The following is a 23,185-nucleotide window of genomic DNA, read 5'->3' as shown; positions in this document are numbered from 1 at the left end:
TATAGCTCTATAGACACAACAGAAAGGAAAGGGATGGTCCCCTTCCTCCCGCCTTATCGGATAAAGCCTTTGTAGTGTCGTTTAACCAATTGGCTTTCAATCTGTTTCATCGTCTCTAGTCCTACACCGATGACGATCAACAAGCTCGTTCCACCAATCTGCACCGAGTTCGGTAAGCCAGCAAACTTAATAAAGAATGTCGGCGTCACCGCGATGACAGCGAGGAAGAGTGAACCGAAGAATGTCAGACGGTATAGAATCTTCGTGATGTACTGCTCCGTTTGCTTACCAGGACGAATACCAGGAATGTATCCGCCTTGTTTTTGAAGGTTCTCTGCCATTTGTTCCGGGTTCACCTGAACAAATGTGTAGAAGTACGAGAACGCGATGATCAGTGCCACATAGATCGACATACCGATTGGACTCGTGTAGTCGAAGATGTCACGGATCTTCGTTGCCGTTTCCGGACTTGCAAAGAAACTCGCAATCGTTGGTGGCGTCACCATGAACGACACCGCGAAGATGACTGGAATAACACCGGCAGCGTTCAATTTGATCGGCAAGTGTGCCGATTGACCGCCAACTGGTGTCCGGTTCACCGTACGCTTAGCGTACTGAATCGGAATCTTACGTGCAGCTTGCTGGACGTAGATGACTCCGACGATGACCGCGATAATGATTAAAAGCAAGAGTACGATATAAAGCACGTTTACAAACAAAGCATCCCCTGCATTTTGGAGCTTCGTTTCGTAAATCTGGCGGAATGCATTCGGGAAGCCCGCGACGATCCCGGCGAAGATGATCATTGATATCCCGTTACCAATGCCCTTCTCCGTGATGAGTTCACCGATGAACATCAAGAATGCTGTTCCCGCTGTCAATACGAGTGCAATCATAACGTATGTCCAGGTGCCGAACTGTTCGTCGACAAGACCTGGGTAGATACGGTTAAATCCAAGCGCGATTCCAAACGCTTGGACTAAGCCGAGTACGATCGTTCCATAGCGCGTTACCGTTGCTAACTTCTTACGGCCCGCCTCTCCTTGTTTTGCCCATTCGGCAAACTTTGGAACAACGTCCATCTGTAAGAGTTGGACAACGATCGAGGCCGTGATATACGGCATGATTCCCATCGCAAAGAGTGAGAAATTCTGCAAAGCATTCCCACCGAACGAGTTCAAGAAACCAAGAATACCATTCTGGTCGATCTTGAACACTTCCGTGTTTACCATCGGCACCGGGATATGTGCTCCGATCCGGAACACGATGACCAATGCCAAGGTAAAGAGAATGCGCCGACGAATGTCAGCTACGCGCCACATATTGGAGATCGCTTGAAACATTAGATCACCTCAACCGTACCGCCGGCAGCTTCGATCGCTTGCTTCGCAGCTTCGGAGAACTTATGAGCTTTAACTGTTAGTTTCTTTTCGATCTTACCGTTAGAAAGGATCTTAACGCCGTCTTTCATGCCTTTGACTGTACGAGTCTCGACAAGAAGTTCTGGAGTGATTTCAGTTCCTTCTTCAAAACGGTTGAGTGTGTCAAGGTTAATGACCGCGAACTCTTTACGAGTTGGGTTGTTGAAGCCGCGTTTTGGTAAACGACGGTAAAGTGGGTTTTGTCCACCTTCGAAACCTGGACGAACACCACCGCCTGAACGAGCTTTTTGACCTTTGTGACCACGGCCAGAAGTCTTACCGTTACCAGAAGACATACCGCGACCTACACGGTTGCGTTCTGAACGTGAACCAGCAGCTGGTTTCAATTCATGGAGTTTCATAGTGGGGCACCTCCTCATAAAATTATATCGAACTATTACTCTTGAATTTCTTTTACTGTCACTAAGTGTGACACGTGGTTAATCATCCCACGCATAGCAGCGTTGTCAGGTACGACAACAGTCTGGTGCATCTTACGGAGACCAAGCGTACGAGTAGTAACGCGTTGGTTCTCCGGACGACCGATCATGCTGCGTGTGAGGGTAACTGCGAGTTTCGCCATCTGTTTTCCCTCCCTTTCTTAACCGCGAAGTTCTTCGACGGTTTTACCGCGGAGTTTCGCAACTTCTTCAGCACGTTTGAGTGATGTGAGACCTTCGACAGTCGCACGAACCATGTTGATTGGAGTGCTTGATCCAAGTGATTTTGAAAGAATGTCGTTGATTCCCGCTAATTCGAGAACCGCACGAACTGGACCACCAGCGATGACTCCAGTACCTTCAGAAGCAGGCTTCAAGAAGACGTGACCTGCACCGAATACACCGTTGACTTCGTGTGGAATTGTTGTGTTAACGATTGGAACGTTAACCATGTTTTTCTTAGCATCTTCGATTGCTTTACGGATCGCTTCAGGCACTTCCTGAGCTTTACCCGTACCGAAACCTACGTGACCATTCTTGTCACCAACGACGACGAGTGCAGCAAAACGGAAGCGACGGCCACCTTTTACTACTTTCGCGACGCGGTTTACGGTAACAACGCGTTCTTCGAGTTGATCCATGTTAATTTCTAACTGGCGCATGTAGAGGTTCCCTCCTTTTCTATTAGAATTTGAGACCAGCTTCACGAGCTGCTTCAGCTACAGCTTTGATACGTCCATGATAGAGATATCCTCCACGGTCGAAAACGACTGTTTCAATACCCTTTTCAAGAGCGCGCTCAGCTGCAAGCTTACCAACTGCTGTTGCAGCGTCAGTCGTGTTGCCTTTTTCAAGGTCGAGTGATGATGCAGATGCGAGTGTTGCATGTGTTGCATCGTCAATGACTTGTACGTAAATGTTCTTGTTCGAACGGAATACGTTCATACGTGGACGTGTTGCAGTCCCGATGATTGTACGACGGACACGACCATGACGTTTTTTACGCGTAGCGTTTTTATCTGCCTTTGAGATCATTTATGCCACTCCTTTCCGGTCAATTCGCATTTGCGAATTACTTACCTGTTTTACCTTCTTTACGACGAACGACTTCATCACTGTAACGAATACCTTTACCTTTGTATGGCTCAGGCTGACGGTACGAACGGATCAATGCAGCGACGTGACCAACACGTTCTTTGCTGATTCCGCGAACGATGAGTTGCGTATTCGTAGGAACTTCGACTTCGATGCCTTGTTCCGGAGTGTACTCGATTGGGTGTGAGTAACCGAGGTTGAGTACGATTTTGTTACCTTGCTTTTGTGCACGGTAACCAACACCTTGGATATCGAGTGTCTTAGCGAAACCGTTGTTTACACCTTCGACCATGTTCGCGATAAGCGCACGAGTCGTTCCGTGGATCGTACGGCTTGCTTTCTCGTCGTTCGGACGAGTGACAGTCAATTCATTACCTTCTACGTTGATCGCCATAGCTGGGCTGAACTCGCGTGTGAGTTCCCCTTTAGGACCTTTTACCGTAACCGTGTTGTTTTCAACTGTTACTGTAACGCCTGCTGGGATGACGACTGGCTTTTTACCAATACGTGACATTTAAGACACCTCCGTTCTTTTTATGCGTGTATTACCAGATGTATGCGATCACTTCGCCGCCGACTTTTTGTTGGCGAGCTTCTTTGTCAGTCATTACACCTTTAGATGTTGAAACGATAGCGATTCCGAGACCACCGAGTACTTTCGGGATTTCATCAGCTTTCGCGTAAACGCGAAGACCTGGTTTCGAGATACGTTTGAGTCCAGTGATGACGCGCTCGTTGCTTGCGCCGTATTTAAGGAATACGCGGAGCGTACCTTGTTTGCTGTCCTCGAGATATTCAACATCGCGGATGAAACCTTCACGTTTGAGGATTTCAGCGACTTCACGTTTGATTGTAGAAGCTGGCATTTCCAACTTCTCATGGCGAACCATGTTTGCATTACGAATGCGTGTAAGCATATCTGCAATCGGATCTGTCATAACCATGCGATGTACCTCCTTTCACAACTTTAATGAATTACCAGCTTGCTTTTTTAACACCAGGGATTTGACCTTTATGAGCAAGATCACGGAACTTAATACGGCTGATACCGAATTTACCAATGTAACCGTGTGGACGGCCAGTGATACTACAACGGTTGTGTAAACGAACCGCTGAAGAGTTACGTGGGAGTTTGCTCAAGCCGATGTAGTCGCCTTGTGCTTTCAATTCTGCGCGTTTTTCAGCGTAGCGCTCAACGAGTGCTTGACGTTTTACTTCACGTGCGATCATTGATTTCTTAGCCATGTTGTCGACCTCCCTTATTTTTGGAATGGCATGCCGAGTGCTGTGAGAAGCTCACGTGACTCTTCATCCGTGTTAGCAGTAGTTACGATAACGATGTCCATACCACGGACTTTCGATACGCGATCGTAGTCGATCTCTGGGAAGATCAATTGTTCCTTCACGCCTAGCGTGTAGTTACCACGGCCATCGAAAGATTTTTTCGATACGCCACGGAAGTCACGTACACGTGGAAGTGACACGTTGATCAACTTGTCGAGGAATTCGTACATGCGCTCGCCACGAAGTGTAACCTTCGCACCGATTGGCATACCTTCACGAAGTTTGAAACCAGCGATTGATTTCTTAGCTTTCGTGATGAGTGGCTTCTGACCAGTGAGGAGCTGAAGCTCTTCAACTGCCATGTCAAGTGCCTTAGAGTTCGTAACAGCGTCACCAACACCCATGTTGATTACGATTTTATCGACTTTCGGCGCTTGCATTACAGAACTGTAATTGAATTTCTCCATCATTACTTTGACGATTTCGTCTTGGTATTTAGCTTTTAAACGGTTCATCAGAAAGTGGACCTCCTTTCTTTAAATCTTCTTATTTATCTAAAGCTTCGCCCGATTTTTTAGCGATACGTACTTTCTTGCCGTCAACCACAGTGAAACCAACGCGTGTTGGGTTACCTGTCTTAGGGTCGATGAGCATAACGTTCGATACGTGAATCGGTGCTTCTTTCTCGACAATTCCGCCTTGCGGGTTGAGTTGAGAAGGTTTTGAGTGTTTTTTGATCATGTTAACGCCTTCGACGATTACGCGATCTTTTTTAGGCATAGCTGTAAGGACAACGCCTTGTTTGCCTTTGTCTTTACCAGTCATAACCTGAACTTTATCACCTTTTTTGACATGCATCGTTAGAGCACCTCCTTGTAGGAATTCTTTGGAATTAAAGTACTTCCGGTGCCAACGAGACGATCTTCATGAAGTCTTTTTCACGAAGTTCGCGTGCGACTGGTCCGAAGATACGTGTGCCACGTGGGCTTTTGTCATCTTTGATGATGACTGCTGCGTTTTCGTCAAAACGGATGTACGAACCGTCTTTACGACGAACGCCACGTTTAGTACGAACGACTACTGCGCGTACAACTTCACCTTTTTTGACAACGCCACCTGGTGTTGCTTGTTTTACTGTACAAACAATAACGTCACCAATGTTAGCAGTTTTACGACCAGAACCACCGAGGACTTTGATCGTCAAGACTTCACGAGCTCCTGAGTTGTCTGCTACTTTTAAGCGAGATTCTTGTTGAATCATACGATTGTACCTCCCTCCGGATGTTTATTCACCCGAACTAATTAGAGTTTAGATGATTACTGCTTCTTCAATGACTTCTACGAGACGGAAACGTTTGTCCTTAGATAATGGACGTGTTTCTTGAATGCGTACAACATCACCGATTTTAGCTGTGTTGTTTTCATCATGCGCTTTGTACTTTTTAGAGTAGTTTACGCGTTTGCCGTAAAGCTTGTGCTTTACTTTTGTTTCAACTGTAACTACGATCGTTTTGTCCATTTTGTCAGAAACGACGCGTCCAGTTAACACTTTGCGGTTGTTAGTGCGTTCCATTGAGTGTTCCTCCTCTCAGAATCCGAGTGAATTATGCGTTGTTGATGCCGAGTTCGCGTTCACGAAGAACGGTTTTCGCGCGTGCAATCGACTTGCGCACTTCACGGATACGAGCAGGGTTCTCAAGCTGACCAGTCGCGAGTTGGAAACGAAGGTTGAACAACTCTTCTTTCCACGAACCGACTTTACCGTTAAGCTCTTCAGTTGTTTGCTGACGGAGATCAGTTGCTTTCATTCGTATCACCACCATTTTCTTCACGTTTTACGAACTTACATTTTACTGGAAGTTTGTGTGATGCAAGACGGAGAGCTTCGCGTGCGATCTCTTCCGATACTCCTGCGATTTCGAACATTACTTTACCCGGTTTGACGACTGCTACCCAGCCCTCCGGAGCACCTTTACCTGAACCCATTCGGACTTCAAGAGGTTTTTTAGTGTATGGCTTGTGTGGGAAGATCTTGATCCACACTTTACCACCACGTTTCATATAACGAGTCATCGCGATACGCGCTGATTCGATTTGACGGCTAGTGATCCAGCTAGCTTCTTGAGCTTGGATACCGAACTCGCCGAAGTGTACTGTAGTACCACGTTTCGCTTTACCACGCATGTTGCCGCGGTGAACACGACGATATTTTACACGTTTTGGTAACAACATGTTGTGTTGCCTCCTTCCCTAGACGGATGTGGATTATTCTTCGTTTGCTGCTGCTTTTTTCGTAGGAAGCACTTCACCGTGGTGGAGCCATACTTTTACGCCAATTTTGCCGTAAGTTGTATCAGCTTCTGCAGTACCGTAATCGATGTCTGCACGGAGTGTATGAAGTGGAACTGTTCCTTCCGAATACTTCTCAGAACGAGCGATATCAGCGCCACCAAGACGACCAGAAACTTCAGTCTTGATTCCTTTGATACCAGAACGCATTGAGCGTTGGATTGATTGCTTCATAGCACGACGGAACGATACGCGACCTTCAAGTTGGCGAGCGATGTTCTCAGCGACGAGCTTAGCAACTGCATCCGGGTTTTTCACTTCAACGACGTTAACGTGAACGCGTTTGCCTTTTGCAAGGTTAGTGATGTCTTTACGAAGTGTTTCGATTTCAGAACCGCCTTTACCGATAACCATACCAGGCTTAGCAGTGTGAAGTGAGATGTTCAAGCGGTTAGCTGCGCGCTCGATTTCTACTTTAGAGACACTAGCGTCTTTAAGACGTTTTTCGATATATTCACGAACTACGTAGTCTTCATGAAGGAGATCAGCATAGTCTTTATCTGCGAACCAACGTGATTCCCAGTCTTTGATGATACCTACGCGAAGACCAGTTGGGTTAATCTTCTGACCCACGGTAATCCCTCCTTATTTTTCAGATACCACGATGTGAACGTGGCTCGTACGTTTGTTGATGCGGCTTGCGCGACCCATTGCACGTGGGCGGAAACGTTTGAGCGTTGGACCTTCGTTTACGTAAGCCTCAGTGACTACGAGGTTTTCGATGTTCATGTCGAAGTTGTGCTCAGCGTTCGCGATTGCCGATTTCAATACTTTCTCAACGATTGGCGTTGCTGCCTTGTTCGTGTAAGCAAGAATCGAAAGTGCTTCGCCGATTTGCTTCCCGCGGATTAAGTCTACTACGAGACGTGCCTTACGAGGAGCAATGCGAACCATATTAGCCGATGCTTTTGATTGCATAATGAGTACCTCCCCTCAGATTAACGTTTCGTTTTCTTATCGTTTCCAGCATGTCCTTTGTAAGAACGTGTTGGAGCGAATTCACCAAGTTTGTGACCGACCATATCTTCTGTCACGTAAACCGGTACGTGTTTACGACCATCGTAGACAGCGATCGTGTGACCGATGAACTCTGGGAAGATTGTCGAGCGGCGTGACCAAGTTTTGATGACATGTTTGTCACCAGCTTCGTTGGCTTTATCAACCTTAGCGAGCAGATGGTGATCTGCGAATGGACCTTTTTTCAAGCTGCGACCCATAGTTGTACCTCCCTTTGGCATGATTCAGGAACGGTTCCTACGAACCGTCCAGAAATCATGTAATTATTTTTTAGAACGACGGACGATATATTTATCGCTCGCTTTGTTTTTCTTACGAGTTTTGTATCCGAGTGCCGGTTTACCCCAAGGAGTAAGTGGGCCCGAACGACCGATTGGAGCACGTCCTTCACCACCACCGTGTGGGTGATCGACTGGGTTCATGACAGAACCACGAACTGTAGGACGTTTTCCGAGCCAGCGTGAACGACCAGCTTTACCGATATTGACGAGCTCGTGCTCTTCATTACCGACAGCGCCGACTGTTGCACGGCAAGTAGCAAGGATCATACGAGTTTCGCCTGATTGAAGACGAACGATCGCGTATTTACCATCTTTACCGAGAAGCTGAGCAGAAGTACCAGCTGCGCGAACGAGCTGACCACCTTTACCTGGCTTAAGTTCGATGTTGTGGATCAACGTACCGACTGGGATGTTTGAAAGTGGAAGAGCATTACCGACTTTAATGTCAGCTTCTGGTCCAGCCATGACTTGCATGTCTACTTTCAAGCCTTTCGGTGCGAGGATGTAGCGTTTTTCACCATCGATGTAGTGGATCAATGCGATGTTAGCAGAGCGGTTTGGATCGTACTCAATTGTAGCGACACGACCAGCGATGCCATCCTTGTTCCGTTTGAAGTCGATGATACGATATTTACGTTTGTGTCCGCCACCTTGGTGACGTACTGTCAAGCGACCTTGGTTGTTACGTCCGCCCTTTTTCGAAAGCTTTTCAGTTAACGATTTTTCAGGACGTGAAGCCGTAATCTCAGCAAAGTCAAGTGCAGTCATATTACGACGACCGTTAGTGGTCGGTTTAAACTTTTTAATTCCCATCGAGAGTTCCCTCCTTTTCTACAGAGTTCCGATTAACCGAGGTAATCGAGTTCTTTGCTATCTGCAGTAAGCGTGACGACCGCTTTTTTGCGGCGTGCTGTGTAACCAGCGTGACGACCTACGCGTTTTGCTTTTGGTTTTGAGATCAATGTGTTGACTTTGTCAACTTTCACTCCGAAGATCGCTTCAACTGCATCTTTGATTTGAGTCTTAGATGCCTTCACGTCTACTTCGAATGTGTACTTTTTCTCAGCCATTTGGTTTACTGAACGTTCAGTAATGACAGGACGTTTGATAATGTCGTGTGTGTGTGCCATTATGCAAGCACCTCCTCTACTCTCGCAACAGCGTCCTTCGTAATGATGACTTTGTCATGAGCGACAAGATCAAGGACGTTTACACCTGCAGCGTCAACGACTGTGACACCTGGGATGTTGCGTGTTGAAAGAACGACTGACTCGTTGTAATCAGCAGTAACGACGAGAACTTTACGTTCGATTGAAAGAGCAGCGAATACTGCGATCATGTCCTTAGTTTTAGGAGCATCGATTGTCAATCCTTCAAGAACGATGAACTCGTTGTTAGCGACTTTCGAAGAAAGTGCTGAACGAAGTGCGAGACGACGAACCTTTTTAGGAAGTTTGTAAGCGTACGAACGTGGTGTTGGACCGAAGACTGTTCCACCGCCAACCCATTGTGGCGAACGGATCGAACCTTGGCGTGCACGACCAGTACCTTTTTGTTTCCATGGTTTACGGCCGCCACCGCGAACTTCCGAGCGACCTTTTGTATCATGTGTACCTTGGCGACGTGAAGCTTGTTGCATGACGATTGCATCGTATACGACTGCTTCATTTGGCTCGATTCCGAAAACGGCATCTGCGAGCTCGATGTCTCCAACTTGTGTACCTGTTTGGTTAAGCAAAGCTACTTTAGGCATTCGTTATTCCTCCTTTCCTTGCAAACGGATTAGTTGCCTTTAACCGCAGTTTTGATGACAACTTGGCTCTTACGTGCGCCTGGGATAGCACCCTTGACGAGGAGTAAGCCGCGTTCTGCATCAACTTTTACGATTTCAAGGTTTTGAACAGTGATTTGCTCTCCACCCATGCGTCCAGGGAGCAATTTCCCTTTGAATACACGGTTAGGAGCAACAGGACCCATTGAACCTGGGCGACGGTGGTAACGCGAACCGTGAGCCATTGGACCACGTGATTGGTTGTGACGCTTGATTGCACCAGCGAAACCTTTACCTTTCGACGTACCTGTTACATCAACCATTTCGCCTGCAGCGAAAGTATCTGCTTTAATCTCTTGACCGATTTCGAAATCTGCTACTGATGTACGGATTTCTTTAATGAAGCGCTTAGGTGTCGCGTTTGCTTTCGCAGCGTGACCTTTTTGCGGTTTGTTTTGACGACCTTCTTTGATATCACCAAAGCCGAGTTGGACTGCTTCGTAACCGTCAACTTCCGTTGTTTTTAATTGAAGAACAACGTTACCTTCGACTGAAACGACAGTAACAGGGACGACTTCGCCTGACTCGTTGAAGATTTGTGTCATACCGAGTTTAGTTCCTAAGATTCCTTTAGCCATGAGATACACCTCCTAATATTGAATGATTTTGATCTTCTGGCTAGTATCAACTATCTATAGAAGAAAAATTAAAGTTTGATTTCGATGTCAACGCCCGATGGAAGTTCGAGACGCATAAGCGCATCAACAGTTTTCGGTGTTGGGTTAACGATGTCGATCAAACGTTTGTGTGTACGCATTTCGAACTGCTCACGAGCATCTTTGTACTTGTGAACGGCACGAAGTACTGTGTAGACCGCTTTCTCCGTTGGGAGTGGGATCGGACCAGATACAGTAGCACCTGAACGTTTTGCTGTGTCGACAATTTTCTCAGCCGATTGATCAAGCACGCGGTGATCGTATGCTTTCAAACGGATCCGAATTTTTTCATTTGCCATGTTATTTCCCTCCTTTTCGCCTATTTTGTAAATAGACATTCTCCGCGGAAATTTCCACACTAGCCATGGCAATGCCGCCTGGTGTGTCATAACCTCCCGCTTCATCGCGTTGTGTTTGTGACCAACATATTCTATCATACTGAATCACCAGCAAGAATGCAAGCACTAATAAAATAGAATATGTATTCAAGTCTCTCACCACTCGCACAAACACTTTCCTCAGTATATAAGATGTCAGACCATGTTGCAAGACTGTTTTCAAAGAAATGAAAAAAGGTCTTCCGCCACGGGAGACGGAAGACCTTTGTCTTAAAAATTACTCAACGATTTCTGTAACTGATCCAGCGCCTACTGTACGGCCACCTTCACGGATTGAGAAACGAGTTTCTTTTTCAAGAGCGATTGGTGCGATGAGTTCAACAGTCATTTCGATGTTGTCCCCAGGCATAACCATTTCAGTACCTTCTGGAAGTTGAACCATACCAGTTACGTCAGTTGTACGGAAGTAGAACTGCGGGCGGTAGTTCGCGAAGAATGGCGTGTGACGGCCACCCTCTTCTTTAGAAAGAACGTAAACTTGCGCTTTGAACTTTTTGTGTGGTGTGATTGTGTTTGGTTTCGCGAGAACTTGTCCACGCTCGATGTCGTCACGTGATACACCACGGAGAAGAGCACCGATGTTGTCGCCAGCTTCAGCATAGTCAAGAAGCTTACGGAACATCTCTACACCAGTACATACTGATTTTTTAGTTTCTTCGTGAAGACCAACGATTTCGATCTCGTCGTTGACTTTAAGAACTCCACGCTCAACGCGGCCAGTAGCAACTGTACCACGACCAGTGATTGAGAAGACATCCTCAACTGGCATCATGAAGTCTTTTTCAGTGTCACGAGTTGGTTCTGGGATGTACTCATCGACAGCTGCCATGAGTTCCATGATTTTTTCTTCCCATTTAGCTTCGCCGTTAAGCGCGCCAAGAGCAGAACCTTGGATAACTGGGAGGTCATCACCTGGGAAGTCGTACTCAGAAAGAAGCTCACGGATTTCCATTTCGACGAGCTCAAGAAGCTCTTCGTCGTCAACCATGTCAACTTTGTTCATGAATACTACGATGAAAGGAACACCTACTTGACGTGAAAGCAAGATGTGCTCACGTGTTTGTGGCATTGGACCATCTGTTGCAGAAACAACGAGGATCGCGCCGTCCATTTGTGCAGCACCAGTGATCATGTTTTTAACATAGTCAGCGTGACCTGGGCAGTCAACGTGTGCATAGTGGCGTTTTTCTGTTTCGTACTCGATGTGAGCTGTTGCGATTGTGATACCGCGCTCGCGCTCTTCTGGAGCACCATCGATTTGGTCAAACTTAGTTGCAGCTTTACCTTGTGCTTTTGCAAGTACAGCTGAGATAGCTGCTGTTAAAGTTGTTTTACCGTGGTCGACGTGGCCGATTGTACCAACGTTAACGTGCGGTTTAGAACGGTCGAATTTTTCCTTACCCATTCTGAATTCCTCCTCTATGTGTCTAATAATTTTTTATAACTAGGAAGGTGAGTCGTAAGATAACGTACACCTTCCTTAGCTTACACTAATCATAAAAGCGTGACAACCTGTGAAGGATTAGCCGTTCGCTTTTTTGATGATTTCTTCCGCAACTGATTTCGGTACTTCTTCGTAGTGATCGAAGTGCATCGAGTACGTTCCGCGACCTTGTGTGCGTGAACGAAGACCAGTAGCGTATCCAAACATTTCAGAAAGTGGAATCATTGAACGGACAACTTGAGCGTTACCGCGTGCTTCCATACCTTCTACGCGACCACGGCGTGATGTAACATCACCCATGATGTCTCCCATGTATTCGTCTGGGATAACGATTTCAACTTTCATCATTGGCTCAAGGATAACAGCGCCGCTCTTATCTTTAAGTTGTTTGACTGCCATTGAAGCCGCAACTTTAAATGCCATCTCGTTTGAGTCGACATCGTGGTACGATCCGAAGACGAGTGAAGCTTTTACGTCAACGACTGGGTAACCAGCAAGGATACCGTTTTGAAGTGCTTCTTCGATTCCGTGCTCAACCGCTGGGATGTATTCACGTGGAACAACACCACCGACGATTTTGTTGTTGAACTCGAAGCCAGCGCCTTCTTCGTTCGGCTCGAATTCTACGACGACGTGACCATACTGACCACGACCACCAGATTGACGAGCGAACTTCGAATCGATCTTCGCCGCTTGGCGGATCGTTTCACGGTAAGCTACTTGTGGAGCACCAACGTTTGCTTCGACTTTGAACTCGCGACGCATACGGTCAACGATGATGTCGAGGTGAAGCTCACCCATACCTGAGATGATCGTTTGACCAGTCTCTGGGTTTGTTTCAGTGCGGAACGTTGGATCCTCTTCAGCAAGCTTAGCGAGGGCTTGACCCATTTTATCTTGGTCAGCTTTCGTTTTTGGTTCGATAGCGACCGAGATAACTGGTTCTGGGAATGTCATTGACTCGAGAACGACGTTGTCTTTCTCTGCACAAAGCGTATCTCCAGTAGTCGTATCTTTCAAACCTACAGCTGCAGCGATGTCACCCGCGTATACCATCGGGATCTCTTCACGGCTGTTTGCGTGCATTTGAAGGATACGTCCAAGACGCTCACGTTTGCCTTTTGTTGAGTTTTTAACGTACGATCCTGCCGAAGCTGTACCAGAGTACACACGGAAGAATGTAAGTTTACCGACGTAAGGGTCAGTCATGACTTTGAACGCGAGTGCAGAGAATGGTGCTTCGTCCGAAGACTCACGCACGATTTCTTCATCCGTATCCATGTCGATACCTGAGATCGCTTTTACGTCGATTGGTGATGGGAGGTAATCGAGAACTGCGTCAAGCATAAGCTGAACACCTTTGTTCTTGAATGCCGAACCTACGAGTACAGGATAGAAGTCAACTGTCAGAGTTGCTTTACGGATAGCCGCTTTCAACTCGTCGATTGTGATTTCTTCACCCTCGAGGTATTTCATCATCAATTCTTCTTCATAATCCGCAACTGCTTCGATCAATGATCCACGGAGTTCTTCAGCTTGATCAGCGAGATCAGCTGGGAAACCGTCAGTCACTTCGATGTCAGTTCCGAGATCGTTACCGTACATATATGTTTTCTGTTCGACGAGGTCGATGATTCCTTTGAATTCATCTTCCGCACCGATTGGAAGTTGGATCGCGTGTGCGTTCGCTTGAAGGCGTTCGCGAAGCGTTCCGACCGAGTACAAGAAGTCTGCACCGATTTTATCCATTTTGTTAACGAAAACGATACGTGGTACGCCGTAAGTTGTAGCTTGGCGCCATACTGTCTCAGTTTGTGGCTCAACACCAGACTGAGCGTCAAGTACTGCTACCGCACCATCAAGTACGCGAAGTGAACGTTCAACCTCAACTGTGAAGTCTACGTGTCCAGGTGTATCGATGATGTTTACGCGGTTACCTTTCCATTGAGCAGTTGTTGCTGCCGATGTAATCGTGATCCCACGCTCTTGCTCTTGCTCCATCCAGTCCATTTGTGAAGCACCTTCGTGCGTTTCACCAATCTTGTGGATACGACCCGTGTAATACAGGATACGCTCAGTCGTTGTTGTTTTACCAGCATCGATGTGAGCCATGATCCCGATGTTACGAGTGTTCTTAAGGGAGAATTCTCTTGCCATCTTTAAACATTCTCCTTTCGCATTTTAGTTTAGTGGTCGTGTGTTGCCACACGTCATGACTATACCCGAAAGCCACCTCATAATTCCATTAAAAATGGCATGCATGAGGTGGTGATTTTCGGAATTACCAGCGGTAGTGAGCAAACGCTTTGTTCGCTTCCGCCATTTTGTGCATATCTTCGCGCTTCTTAACAGAAGCACCAGTGTTGTTTGCAGCGTCCATGATTTCGTTAGCAAGGCGCGCATCCATAGTTTTTTCGTTACGGAGACGTGAGTAGTTCACGAGGTAACGAAGTGCGAGTGTCGTACGACGCTCTGGGCGAACTTCGACAGGAACTTGATAGTTAGCTCCACCTACACGGCGTGCTTTAACTTCAAGAACTGGCATGATGTTGTTCATCGCTTCTTCAAAGACTTCCATTGCATCGCGACCTGAACGTTCAGCGATAGTTTCGAAAGCTTTGTATAAGATTTGTTGAGCAGTACCTTTTTTACCATCTAACATAAGACGGTTGATAAGGCGGGTAACGAGTTTAGAGTTGTAGATCGGATCAGCCATTACATCACGACGTTCTGCTTGACCTTTACGTGGCATTCCGAGTCCCTCCTTTCATATAGTGAGGTGATATCTTAAGATATCTAGATTATTTTTTAACTTTAGGACGTTTCGTACCGTATTTCGAACGACCTTGCATACGGCCGTCAACACCAGCTGTATCAAGCGCACCACGAACGATGTGGTAACGTACCCCTGGTAAGTCTTTTACGCGGCCGCCGCGGATAAGAACAACACTGTGCTCTTGAAGGTTGTGGCCGATACCTGGGATGTAAGCTGTTACTTCCATTGTGTTCGTCAAACGTACACGTGCGTATTTACGAAGAGCCGAGTTCGGTTTCTTCGGAGTCATTGTACCTACACGAGTACAAACACCACGTTTTTGTGGTGAGCTGATGTCAGTACGAGCTTTAATGAAGCTGTTGTACCCTTTGTTCAGCGCTGGCGAATCTGATTTCACAACTTTTGATTGACGTCCTTTACGGACTAATTGGTTGATAGTAGGCATCTTTGAGATCCTCCCTTCCTGAATTCATGACAAATTTCAAAACCACCGAGCCGGGTGGTTCATCGAAAGTCATAATGAAACGTTTTGCGTGGCTCAGGCATTCCATCGCCACACAAAACGCATTATCAAACTTTCTTAATGGCAACAGCGGTTGCTGCGACATCGATTCCACAAGCTTTTCCAAGCTCTTGCTTAGAAGGAACATTCACGACTGGAACGTTAGCTTGTTTCGCCGCATCGAGCAATGCTTGTTTTACGTGTTCATCTGCGTCATCCGCAATGATCACTTCCGACGCCTTGCCAGATCGCAATGCTTTGAGCGTTTGCTTTTGACCGACAAACTTCAAATCTGCGCCGACTACTTTTTTGTAAGACATGAAGATATCCTCCAAAATAACACAGCCGGTTGGCAACACTATATCATAGTAGCACCGCCATACCGGCGTGTCAAGGCGTTTTATTCTACCGGAGAATCGGCTTCTACAGGTGCTTCGCCAGCTACTTCGAGATCGATCTGACGGTAACGTGCCATCCCAGTACCAGCTGGAACCAACTTACCGATGATGACGTTCTCTTTCAAGCCGCGAAGGTAGTCGCTCTTCCCTTTAATCGCTGCATCCGTAAGGACACGAGTCGTTTCTTGGAACGACGCAGCCGATAGGAATGAATCTGTTTCAAGTGACGCTTTCGTGATACCGAGAAGAACTGGTTTCGCCGAAGCGAGAGCTTTCCCGTTACGGAGCGCTTCTTTACAAGCTTCCTTGAACGTGCTGATATCGACGAGCGAACCTGGTAAGAGTGAAGTCTCACCAGACTCGATGACACGTACGCGACGGATCATTTGGCGAACCATGACCTCGACGTGTTTGTCACCGATCTCAACCCCTTGCATCCGGTATACTTTTTGAACTTCTTGGAGCAAGTAGTTCTGAACGCCGGATACACCTTTAACGTTCAAGAGTTCTTTCGGATCGATCGAACCTTCCGTGAAGACTTGACCGGCTTTGACCTCGTCCCCGAGCTGAACACGTAGACGCGAACCGAATGGGATCGTGTATGTGCGTGTTTCGCTGAGTCCTTGGACCGTCAATTCACGTTTGTCACGCGATTCCGTGAAGTCGATGACTTGACCATCGATTTCCGAAATGACCGCTTGACCTTTCGGGTTACGCGCTTCGAACAACTCTTGGATACGCGGAAGACCTTGTGTGATATCATCCCCGGCAACCCCACCTGTGTGGAAGGTACGCATTGTAAGCTGCGTTCCTGGCTCACCGATTGATTGTGCCGCAATGATACCGACAGCTTCGCCGACTTCGACGTCGTTGCCTGTTGCCAAGTTACGTCCGTAACATTTCTTACAGACACCATGGCTTGTGTTACATGTGAAGGCAGTACGGATCTCAACGTTATCGACACCAGCATCAGTGATGACACGAGCGATGTCTTCATCGATGAGTTCGTTCGTTGAAACGAGGACTTCTCCTGTTTCTGGGTGAACGACGTTTTCGAATGCAGTACGTCCGACGAGGCGGTCGTAGAGGCTTTCGATCTCTTCCGTTCCTTCACGGAGTGCTGTGACGCGGATACCACGATCCGTTCCACAATCATCTTCACGGATGATGACGTCTTGAGCAACGTCAACGAGACGACGAGTCAGGTAACCTGAGTCAGCCGTTTTCAAGGCTGTATCGGCAAGACCTTTACGTGCACCGTGTGTCGAGATGAAGTATTCCTGTACCGTTAGACCCTCACGGAACGATGATTTGATCGGGAGCTCGATGATCCGTCCACTTGGAGCGGCCATGAGTCCACGCATACCAGCGAGCTGCGTGAAGTTCGACGCGTTACCACGGGCACCGGAGTCACTCATCATGAAGATCGGGTTAAGACGGTTGAGGGATTTCATCAGACGAGACTGAATTTCATCCTTCGCATCATTCCACGATTTAACGACACGCTCATAGCGCTCGTCTTCTGTGATGAGACCACGACGGTACGATTTCATGACGCGGTCGACATTGTCCTGCGCTTCAACAAGAATCTCTTGTTTGTCCGGAAGAACGATGATGTCCGCGATCCCTACCGTGATACCGGCACGAGTCGAGTGTTTGAATCCGAGGTTTTTCATGCGGTCGAGCATGCGGCTTGTTTCTGTCGTCTCAAACCGTTTGAAGACTTCCGCGATGACATTTCCAAGGAATCCTTTTTTGAACGGGTCGATGATCGGACGGTTCTTCAGTTCTGCCGCGACATCTGTTCCTTTTTCAAGGAAGTACTTGTCTGGCGTCGCTTCTTGAAGGTTCGTCATCGTTGGTTCGTTCAAGTAAGGGAACGTCGTTGGGAGGATCTCGTTGAAGATCAACTTACCGACTGTTGTAATCAATAATTTCTCGTTTTGCTCTTCCGTGAATGTCGGGTTCTTGAGAACGCCGGCTGGAATCGCAACACGTGTATGGAAGTGCGCATAACCGTTTTGGTAAGCGATGAGCGCTTCGTTCACTGTCGAGAAGATTTTACCTTCGCCGATCGCGTTTTCGCGCTCGAGCGTGAGGTAGTAGTTACCGAGGACCATATCCTGCGATGGTGTAACAACAGGTTTACCGTCTTTCGGGTTCAAGATGTTTTGTGCAGCGAGCATGAGAAGACGTGCTTCTGCTTGTGCTTCTGCCGAAAGTGGTACGTGAACCGCCATTTGGTCACCATCGAAGTCGGCGTTGTATGCCGTACATACGAGTGGGTGAAGGCGAATCGCGCGTCCTTCGACGAGCGTTGGTTCGAACGCCTGGATACCGAGACGGTGAAGTGTCGGTGCACGGTTCAAGAGAACCGGATGCTCACGGATGACTTCTTCGAGGACATCCCAGATTTCAGGTTGAACGCGCTCGATTTTCCGTTTCGCACTCTTGATGTTCGGTGCGATGCCACGAGAGACGAGTTCTTTCATGACGAACGGTTTGAAGAGCTCAAGGGCCATTTCTTTTGGAAGACCACATTGATACATCTTCAGGTTTGGACCAACGACGATAACCGAACGACCAGAGTAGTCGACACGTTTACCGAGCAAGTTTTGACGGAAACGTCCTTGTTTCCCTTTCAACATGTGTGAAAGTGATTTAAGTGGACGGTTACCTGGTCCAGTGACTGGACGACCGCGACGACCGTTATCGATCAAAGCATCGACTGCTTCTTGAAGCATCCGTTTTTCATTCTGAACGATGATATTCGGAGCGCCAAGGTCAAGAAGACGCTTGAGACGGTTGTTACGGTTGATGACGCGGCGGTACAAGTCGTTCAAGTCAGACGTTGCGAAACGTCCGCCATCGAGTTGAACCATCGGACGAAGTTCCGGTGGGATGACTGGAAGTACTTCAAGCACCATCCATTCTGGATTGTTGCCTGAGTTACGGAACGCATCGAGAACTTCAAGGCGTTTGATCGCACGAGTACGACGTTGTCCTTGAATCATACGAAGCTCTTCACGTAATGCAGCGACTTCTTTATCGAGTTCTACGTCACGGAGCAATTTACGAACTGCTTCCGCACCCATTTCAGCAGTGAACGAACGACCGAACTTCTCACGATAGGCACGGTATTCTTTCTCTGAAAGGAGTTGTTTCTTCTCAAGTGTCGATTCGCCTGGATCTGTGACGACGTACGACGCGAAGTAGATGATCTCTTCTAACGCACGCGGTGACATGTCGAGGACGAGTCCCATACGGCTAGGAATTCCTTTGAAGTACCAGATGTGCGAAACCGGTGCTGCGAGCTCGATGTGACCCATGCGCTCACGACGGACTTTCGACTTCGTGACTTCAACGCCACAGCGGTCACAAATGATTCCTTTATAGCGGATCCGTTTGTATTTACCACAGTAACATTCCCAGTCTTTCGTTGGACCAAAGATACGTTCACAGAACAAACCGTCTTTCTCCGGTTTGAGTGTACGATAGTTGATCGTCTCCGGCTTTTTCACTTCCCCGAAAGACCATGAACGGATCTTTTCGGGGGAAGCGAGGCCGATTTGCATATATTCAAATCTATTAACATCTACCAAGGGGTGGACCTCCCTTTCGCTTATTCCTCTTCAGTAACAACTGGTGCGACAGGCGCTTGAACTTCTTCGAGTGCTGGAGTCGCGTTCGGGATATTGTCCTCGTCTTCGTCGCGCATTTCGATCTCTTCATCATCAGCAGACATCATCTTGACGTCCATACCGAGGGATTGAAGCTCTTTAATGAGGACTCGGAACGATTCCGGTACGCCCGGTTGTGGTACATTCTCACCTTTGACGATTGCTTCGTACGCTTTAACACGACCGATCGTGTCATCCGACTTGATTGTAAGGATCTCTTGGAGCGTGTAGGCTGCGCCGTATGCTTCAAGTGCCCATACTTCCATCTCACCGAAACGCTGACCACCGAACTGTGCTTTACCACCGAGCGGTTGTTGTGTAACGAGTGAGTATGGTCCTGTCGAACGTGCGTGAAGTTTATCATCGACCATGTGAGCAAGTTTAATCATATACATGACACCGACAGAGATGCGGTTATCGAACGCTTCACCCGAACGACCATCATAAAGGACAGTCTTCGCGTCGCGATCCATACCTGCTTCTTCAATCGTTGCCCAAACATCTTCCTCACGCGCACCATCAAATACTGGTGATGCGACTTTGATGCCGAGTTGACGTGCTGCCATCCCGAGGTGAAGCTCGAGCAACTGCCCGATGTTCATCCGTGATGGAACCCCTAGTGGGTTCAACATGATGTCAATTGGCGTACCGTCTGGCATGTACGGCATGTCTTCTTCTGGAAGGATACGCGAGATAACACCTTTGTTACCGTGACGACCCGCCATTTTGTCACCCTCGTGAATCTTACGCTTCTGAACGATATAAGCACGGATCAACTGGTTGACACCAGGTGAGAGCTCGTCCCCGTTATCGCGGTCGAAGATTTTGACGTCGAGGATGATTCCATCACCACCGTGTGGTACACGGAGAGATGTATCACGGACTTCACGTGCTTTTTCACCGAAGATCGCATGAAGAAGACGCTCTTCCGCTGTCAATTCCGTTACACCCTTCGGCGTAACTTTACCGACGAGGATATCGCCGTCCTTGACTTCCGCACCGACGCGGATGATTCCGCGATCGTCGAGGTTTTTCAAGGCATCATCACCGACGTTCGGAATATCACGTGTGATTTCTTCCGGTCCGAGTTTCGTATCACGCGACTCACATTCGTATTCTTCAATGTGGATCGATGTGTAGACGTCGTCTTTGACAAGACGCTCACTCATGATGACAGCATCCTCATAGTTGTAACCATCCCATGTCATGAAACCGACGAGTACGTTACGACCAAGCGCAAGTTCCCCACCGTCCATCGATGGACCATCTGCAAGGATCTCGCCTTTATCGACTGGGTCGCCTGCTTTGATGATTGGTTTTTGGTTATAACACGTTCCTTGGTTGGAACGGATGAATTTTTGGATCTTGTAACGGTCGAGTTCCCCTTCAACGATGTTGCCATCGACTTCCGTCGTACGACGGACAAGGATTTCACGCGCCGTGACACGCTCAGCGATCCCTGCGTGCTTCGCAACAACAGCGGCTCCTGAGTCTTTCGCAGACACGTACTCCATACCTGTACCAACAATCGGAGATTCCGGGTTCAGAAGTGGGACGGCCTGACGTTGCATGTTCGCTCCCATGAGGGCACGGTTCGAGTCATCGTTCTCAAGGAACGGGATACAAGCCGTTGCGGCAGATACAACCTGCTTCGGTGAAACGTCCATGTAATCGACACGTGCTGGTTCGACAGACAAGTTTTGTCCACGGAAACGTGAAAGAACGTGTGAATCTTGGAACGTCTTCTCTTCCGTCAACAACATGTTTGCCTGAGCGACGACGTAGAGATCCTCTTCGTCAGCAGTCATGTAGTGGATTTCATCTGTGACAACGCCCGTTTCCGGATCGACACGACGATATGGCGCTTCGATGAAGCCGTACTCATTGACCTTCGCGTACGAAGACAACGAGTTGATCAAACCAATGTTTGGTCCCTCTGGCGTTTCGATCGGACACATACGGGAATAGTGCGAGTAGTGTACGTCACGAACTTCGAAACCAGCGCGCTCACGTGTCAAACCACCAGGTCCGAGTGCTGAAAGACGACGTTTGTGCGTCAATTCCGCAAGCGGGTTCGTTTGGTCCATGAACTGAGACAACTGCGAGCTACCGAAGAACTCTTTAATCGATGCGATAACTGGACGAATGTTGATCAATGCCTGTGGCGTGATCGCATTCTGATCCTGAATCGACATCCGTTCCTTAACGACACGTTCCATCCGTGAGAGACCGATCCGGAATTGGTTCTGGAGCAGCTCACCAACTGAACGGAGACGACGGTTACCGAGGTGGTCGATATCGTCTGTCGTACCGACTTCATGCAACAAGTTGAAGAAGTAGTTGATAGAAGCAATCATGTCAGCAGGCGTGATGTGCTTGATGTCACGATCGATGTTACCGTTACCGATGATATTGATGATGCGTTCACCTTCAGCATCGTCCGGTGCGAACACCTTGATTGACTGTAAGTTGAAAGCCTCACCTTGCGTCACGCCGCCTGTAGGCGTCGCTTCGATGTAACCAACGGATCCTTCGAGGAATGGAAGGACTTTATCGAGCATACGACGATCAAGGACCGTTCCTGCTTCCGCGATGACTTCACCTGTCTCAGGATCAACAAGCGTTTCCGCAAGTTTTTGACCGAAGAGACGGTTCTTAAGATGAAGCTTTTTATTGATTTTATAACGACCAACGTTTGCCAAATCATAACGTTTCGGGTCAAAGAAGCGCGACACGAGTAACGCTTTTGCGTTTTCGACTGTCGGCGGCTCTCCCGGACGTAGACGCTCATAAATCTCGATGAGGGCTTTTTCCGTTGATTCCGTATTATCTTTTTCAAGTGAATTCCGGAGGTACTCATCATCACCGAGAAGATCGATGATTTCCTGATCCGTACCGAAACCAAGAGCACGTAAAAGAACCGTTACTGGAATCTTACGCGTGCGATCAATGCGAACATAAACGATGTCTTTCGCGTCTGTCTCGAGCTCGAGCCATGCACCACGGTTTGGGATGACTGTCGCGGAAAATCCACGCTTACCGTTCTTATCTAACTTATTGTTGTAATAAACACTTGGCGAACGAACAAGCTGCGAAACGATTACGCGCTCCGCTCCATTGATGATGAATGTTCCCGACTCCGTCATAAGCGGGAAGTCACCCATGAAGACTTCTTGTTCTTTCAATTCACCCGTCTCTTTATTTTGAAGACGGACTTTAACGCGTAGTGGTGCCGAATAGGTCACGTCGCGCTCTTTCGATTCATCGATCGAATACTTCGGCTCTCCGAGCGAGTAGTCGATGAATTCTAATACGAGATTCCCTGTGAAATCGGAAATCGGCGAAATGTCATGAAACATCTCACGAAGACCTTCCCGCAGGAACCACTCATACGAATTCGTTTGAATCTCGATTAAGTTTGGAAGTTCCAATACTTCGCTGATACGTGCATAGCTTCTTCTCTGACGGTGACGACCGTACTGAACAAGTTGACCAGTCAACTGATTCACCTCTCAGACCCACTTCTTCTTATAGAGAAGGACGGGTGTAATATCGAACATTGAAGCCATTTTTTGATTGATAAGCGCAAAAAAGCGACGTCTTGTCTACTCAA

General features: G+C 47.7%; 29 protein-coding genes. All 29 read right to left on the bottom strand.

Annotation, left to right across the window (positions count from 1 at the left end; translation table 11 throughout):
* Positions 1–53 precede the first annotated feature (53 nt).
* Complete coding sequence (gene secY / locus KNQ15_RS12645; RefSeq protein WP_023466642.1) at positions 54–1,343, bottom strand: preprotein translocase subunit SecY; 1,290 nt, start codon at positions 1,341–1,343, stop codon at positions 54–56.
* The gene (gene rplO, locus KNQ15_RS12640) at positions 1,343–1,783 is read right to left on the bottom strand and encodes a 50S ribosomal protein L15 (protein ID WP_047390602.1); all 441 of its coding nucleotides are present in this window, start codon (positions 1,781–1,783) and stop codon (positions 1,343–1,345) included. The genes secY and rplO overlap by 1 nt, the downstream gene beginning before the upstream one ends.
* Positions 1,784–1,818: 35 nt before the next feature.
* The gene (gene rpmD, locus KNQ15_RS12635) at positions 1,819–2,004 is read right to left on the bottom strand and encodes a 50S ribosomal protein L30 (protein WP_023466640.1); all 186 of its coding nucleotides are present in this window, start codon (positions 2,002–2,004) and stop codon (positions 1,819–1,821) included.
* Between the two features lie 18 nt (positions 2,005–2,022).
* Positions 2,023–2,523: a 30S ribosomal protein S5 gene (gene rpsE, locus KNQ15_RS12630; RefSeq protein ID WP_023466639.1), complete on the bottom strand. Its 501-nt coding sequence runs from the start codon at positions 2,521–2,523 to the stop codon at positions 2,023–2,025.
* Positions 2,524–2,545: 22 nt separating this feature from the next.
* Positions 2,546–2,896 (bottom strand): 50S ribosomal protein L18, encoded by a 351-nt coding sequence (rplR, locus tag KNQ15_RS12625; RefSeq protein ID WP_029343092.1) that lies wholly within the window; start codon positions 2,894–2,896, stop codon positions 2,546–2,548.
* Between the two features lie 37 nt (positions 2,897–2,933).
* Positions 2,934–3,470, bottom strand: coding sequence for a 50S ribosomal protein L6 (gene rplF, locus KNQ15_RS12620; RefSeq protein ID WP_029343091.1), 537 nt, complete (start codon positions 3,468–3,470; stop codon positions 2,934–2,936).
* Between the two features lie 31 nt (positions 3,471–3,501).
* Positions 3,502–3,900, bottom strand: coding sequence for a 30S ribosomal protein S8 (gene rpsH / locus KNQ15_RS12615; RefSeq protein ID WP_012369023.1), 399 nt, complete (start codon positions 3,898–3,900; stop codon positions 3,502–3,504).
* A 31-nt stretch (positions 3,901–3,931) separates the two neighbouring features.
* Positions 3,932–4,201 (bottom strand): 30S ribosomal protein S14, encoded by a 270-nt coding sequence (gene rpsN, locus KNQ15_RS12610; protein WP_023466636.1) that lies wholly within the window; start codon positions 4,199–4,201, stop codon positions 3,932–3,934.
* A 14-nt stretch (positions 4,202–4,215) separates the two neighbouring features.
* A complete protein-coding gene (gene rplE, locus KNQ15_RS12605; protein ID WP_023466635.1) occupies positions 4,216–4,755 on the bottom strand; it encodes a 50S ribosomal protein L5 in 540 nt (179 codons plus the stop codon).
* Positions 4,756–4,786: 31 nt separating this feature from the next.
* On the bottom strand, positions 4,787–5,098 hold the full coding sequence (gene rplX, locus KNQ15_RS12600; protein ID WP_012369020.1) for a 50S ribosomal protein L24: 312 nt from the start codon (positions 5,096–5,098) through the stop codon (positions 4,787–4,789).
* Between the two features lie 34 nt (positions 5,099–5,132).
* Positions 5,133–5,501 (bottom strand): 50S ribosomal protein L14, encoded by a 369-nt coding sequence (gene rplN / locus KNQ15_RS12595; protein WP_012369019.1) that lies wholly within the window; start codon positions 5,499–5,501, stop codon positions 5,133–5,135.
* 48 nt (positions 5,502–5,549) lie between these two features.
* Positions 5,550–5,813, bottom strand: a complete 264-nt coding sequence (gene rpsQ / locus KNQ15_RS12590; protein WP_023466634.1) for a 30S ribosomal protein S17 — start codon at positions 5,811–5,813, stop codon at positions 5,550–5,552.
* A gap of 31 nt (positions 5,814–5,844) precedes the next feature.
* On the bottom strand, positions 5,845–6,048 hold the full coding sequence (gene rpmC / locus KNQ15_RS12585; protein ID WP_012369017.1) for a 50S ribosomal protein L29: 204 nt from the start codon (positions 6,046–6,048) through the stop codon (positions 5,845–5,847).
* Entirely contained in the window at positions 6,035–6,472 is a 438-nt protein-coding gene (rplP, locus tag KNQ15_RS12580) for a 50S ribosomal protein L16 (RefSeq protein WP_012369016.1), read from the bottom strand. Before rplP ends, rpmC begins: the two co-directional genes overlap by 14 nt.
* Before the next feature lie 33 nt (positions 6,473–6,505).
* Positions 6,506–7,162, bottom strand: coding sequence for a 30S ribosomal protein S3 (gene rpsC, locus KNQ15_RS12575; RefSeq protein ID WP_023466633.1), 657 nt, complete (start codon positions 7,160–7,162; stop codon positions 6,506–6,508).
* Between the two features lie 12 nt (positions 7,163–7,174).
* The gene (rplV, locus tag KNQ15_RS12570; protein ID WP_012369014.1) at positions 7,175–7,507 is read right to left on the bottom strand and encodes a 50S ribosomal protein L22; all 333 of its coding nucleotides are present in this window, start codon (positions 7,505–7,507) and stop codon (positions 7,175–7,177) included.
* A gap of 20 nt (positions 7,508–7,527) precedes the next feature.
* Complete coding sequence (gene rpsS, locus KNQ15_RS12565; protein WP_012369013.1) at positions 7,528–7,806, bottom strand: 30S ribosomal protein S19; 279 nt, start codon at positions 7,804–7,806, stop codon at positions 7,528–7,530.
* A 63-nt stretch (positions 7,807–7,869) separates the two neighbouring features.
* On the bottom strand, positions 7,870–8,700 hold the full coding sequence (gene rplB, locus KNQ15_RS12560) for a 50S ribosomal protein L2 (RefSeq protein WP_023466632.1): 831 nt from the start codon (positions 8,698–8,700) through the stop codon (positions 7,870–7,872).
* Between the two features lie 32 nt (positions 8,701–8,732).
* A complete protein-coding gene (gene rplW / locus KNQ15_RS12555) occupies positions 8,733–9,017 on the bottom strand; it encodes a 50S ribosomal protein L23 (RefSeq protein WP_023466631.1) in 285 nt (94 codons plus the stop codon).
* Complete coding sequence (gene rplD, locus KNQ15_RS12550; RefSeq protein WP_023466630.1) at positions 9,017–9,640, bottom strand: 50S ribosomal protein L4; 624 nt, start codon at positions 9,638–9,640, stop codon at positions 9,017–9,019. Before rplD ends, rplW begins: the two co-directional genes overlap by 1 nt.
* A 29-nt stretch (positions 9,641–9,669) precedes the next feature.
* On the bottom strand, positions 9,670–10,296 hold the full coding sequence (gene rplC / locus KNQ15_RS12545) for a 50S ribosomal protein L3 (RefSeq protein WP_023466629.1): 627 nt from the start codon (positions 10,294–10,296) through the stop codon (positions 9,670–9,672).
* Positions 10,297–10,364: 68 nt separating this feature from the next.
* The gene (gene rpsJ, locus KNQ15_RS12540) at positions 10,365–10,673 is read right to left on the bottom strand and encodes a 30S ribosomal protein S10 (RefSeq protein WP_029343090.1); all 309 of its coding nucleotides are present in this window, start codon (positions 10,671–10,673) and stop codon (positions 10,365–10,367) included.
* 316 nt (positions 10,674–10,989) lie between these two features.
* Positions 10,990–12,177, bottom strand: coding sequence for an elongation factor Tu (gene tuf, locus KNQ15_RS12535; RefSeq protein ID WP_023466627.1), 1,188 nt, complete (start codon positions 12,175–12,177; stop codon positions 10,990–10,992).
* A 117-nt stretch (positions 12,178–12,294) separates the two neighbouring features.
* Complete coding sequence (gene fusA, locus KNQ15_RS12530; RefSeq protein WP_029343088.1) at positions 12,295–14,373, bottom strand: elongation factor G; 2,079 nt, start codon at positions 14,371–14,373, stop codon at positions 12,295–12,297.
* A gap of 124 nt (positions 14,374–14,497) precedes the next feature.
* Entirely contained in the window at positions 14,498–14,968 is a 471-nt protein-coding gene (gene rpsG / locus KNQ15_RS12525; RefSeq protein WP_023466623.1) for a 30S ribosomal protein S7, read from the bottom strand.
* 49 nt (positions 14,969–15,017) lie between these two features.
* Positions 15,018–15,437 (bottom strand): 30S ribosomal protein S12, encoded by a 420-nt coding sequence (rpsL, locus tag KNQ15_RS12520; RefSeq protein ID WP_023466621.1) that lies wholly within the window; start codon positions 15,435–15,437, stop codon positions 15,018–15,020.
* 125 nt (positions 15,438–15,562) lie between these two features.
* Positions 15,563–15,814, bottom strand: coding sequence for a ribosomal L7Ae/L30e/S12e/Gadd45 family protein (locus tag KNQ15_RS12515; RefSeq protein WP_023466620.1), 252 nt, complete (start codon positions 15,812–15,814; stop codon positions 15,563–15,565).
* Between the two features lie 80 nt (positions 15,815–15,894).
* The gene (gene rpoC, locus KNQ15_RS12510; protein ID WP_047390588.1) at positions 15,895–19,494 is read right to left on the bottom strand and encodes a DNA-directed RNA polymerase subunit beta'; all 3,600 of its coding nucleotides are present in this window, start codon (positions 19,492–19,494) and stop codon (positions 15,895–15,897) included.
* Between the two features lie 20 nt (positions 19,495–19,514).
* Positions 19,515–23,072, bottom strand: a complete 3,558-nt coding sequence (gene rpoB / locus KNQ15_RS12505; protein ID WP_047390625.1) for a DNA-directed RNA polymerase subunit beta — start codon at positions 23,070–23,072, stop codon at positions 19,515–19,517.
* Positions 23,073–23,185: the final 113 nt, after the last annotated feature.

The sequence above is a fragment of the Exiguobacterium sp. s168 genome (assembly GCF_018619035.1).
Taxonomy (GTDB): domain Bacteria; phylum Bacillota; class Bacilli; order Exiguobacteriales; family Exiguobacteriaceae; genus Exiguobacterium_A; species Exiguobacterium_A acetylicum.
Note: the sequence above shows the minus strand (reverse complement) of the source record. Positions and strands in the feature narration are given on the sequence as shown.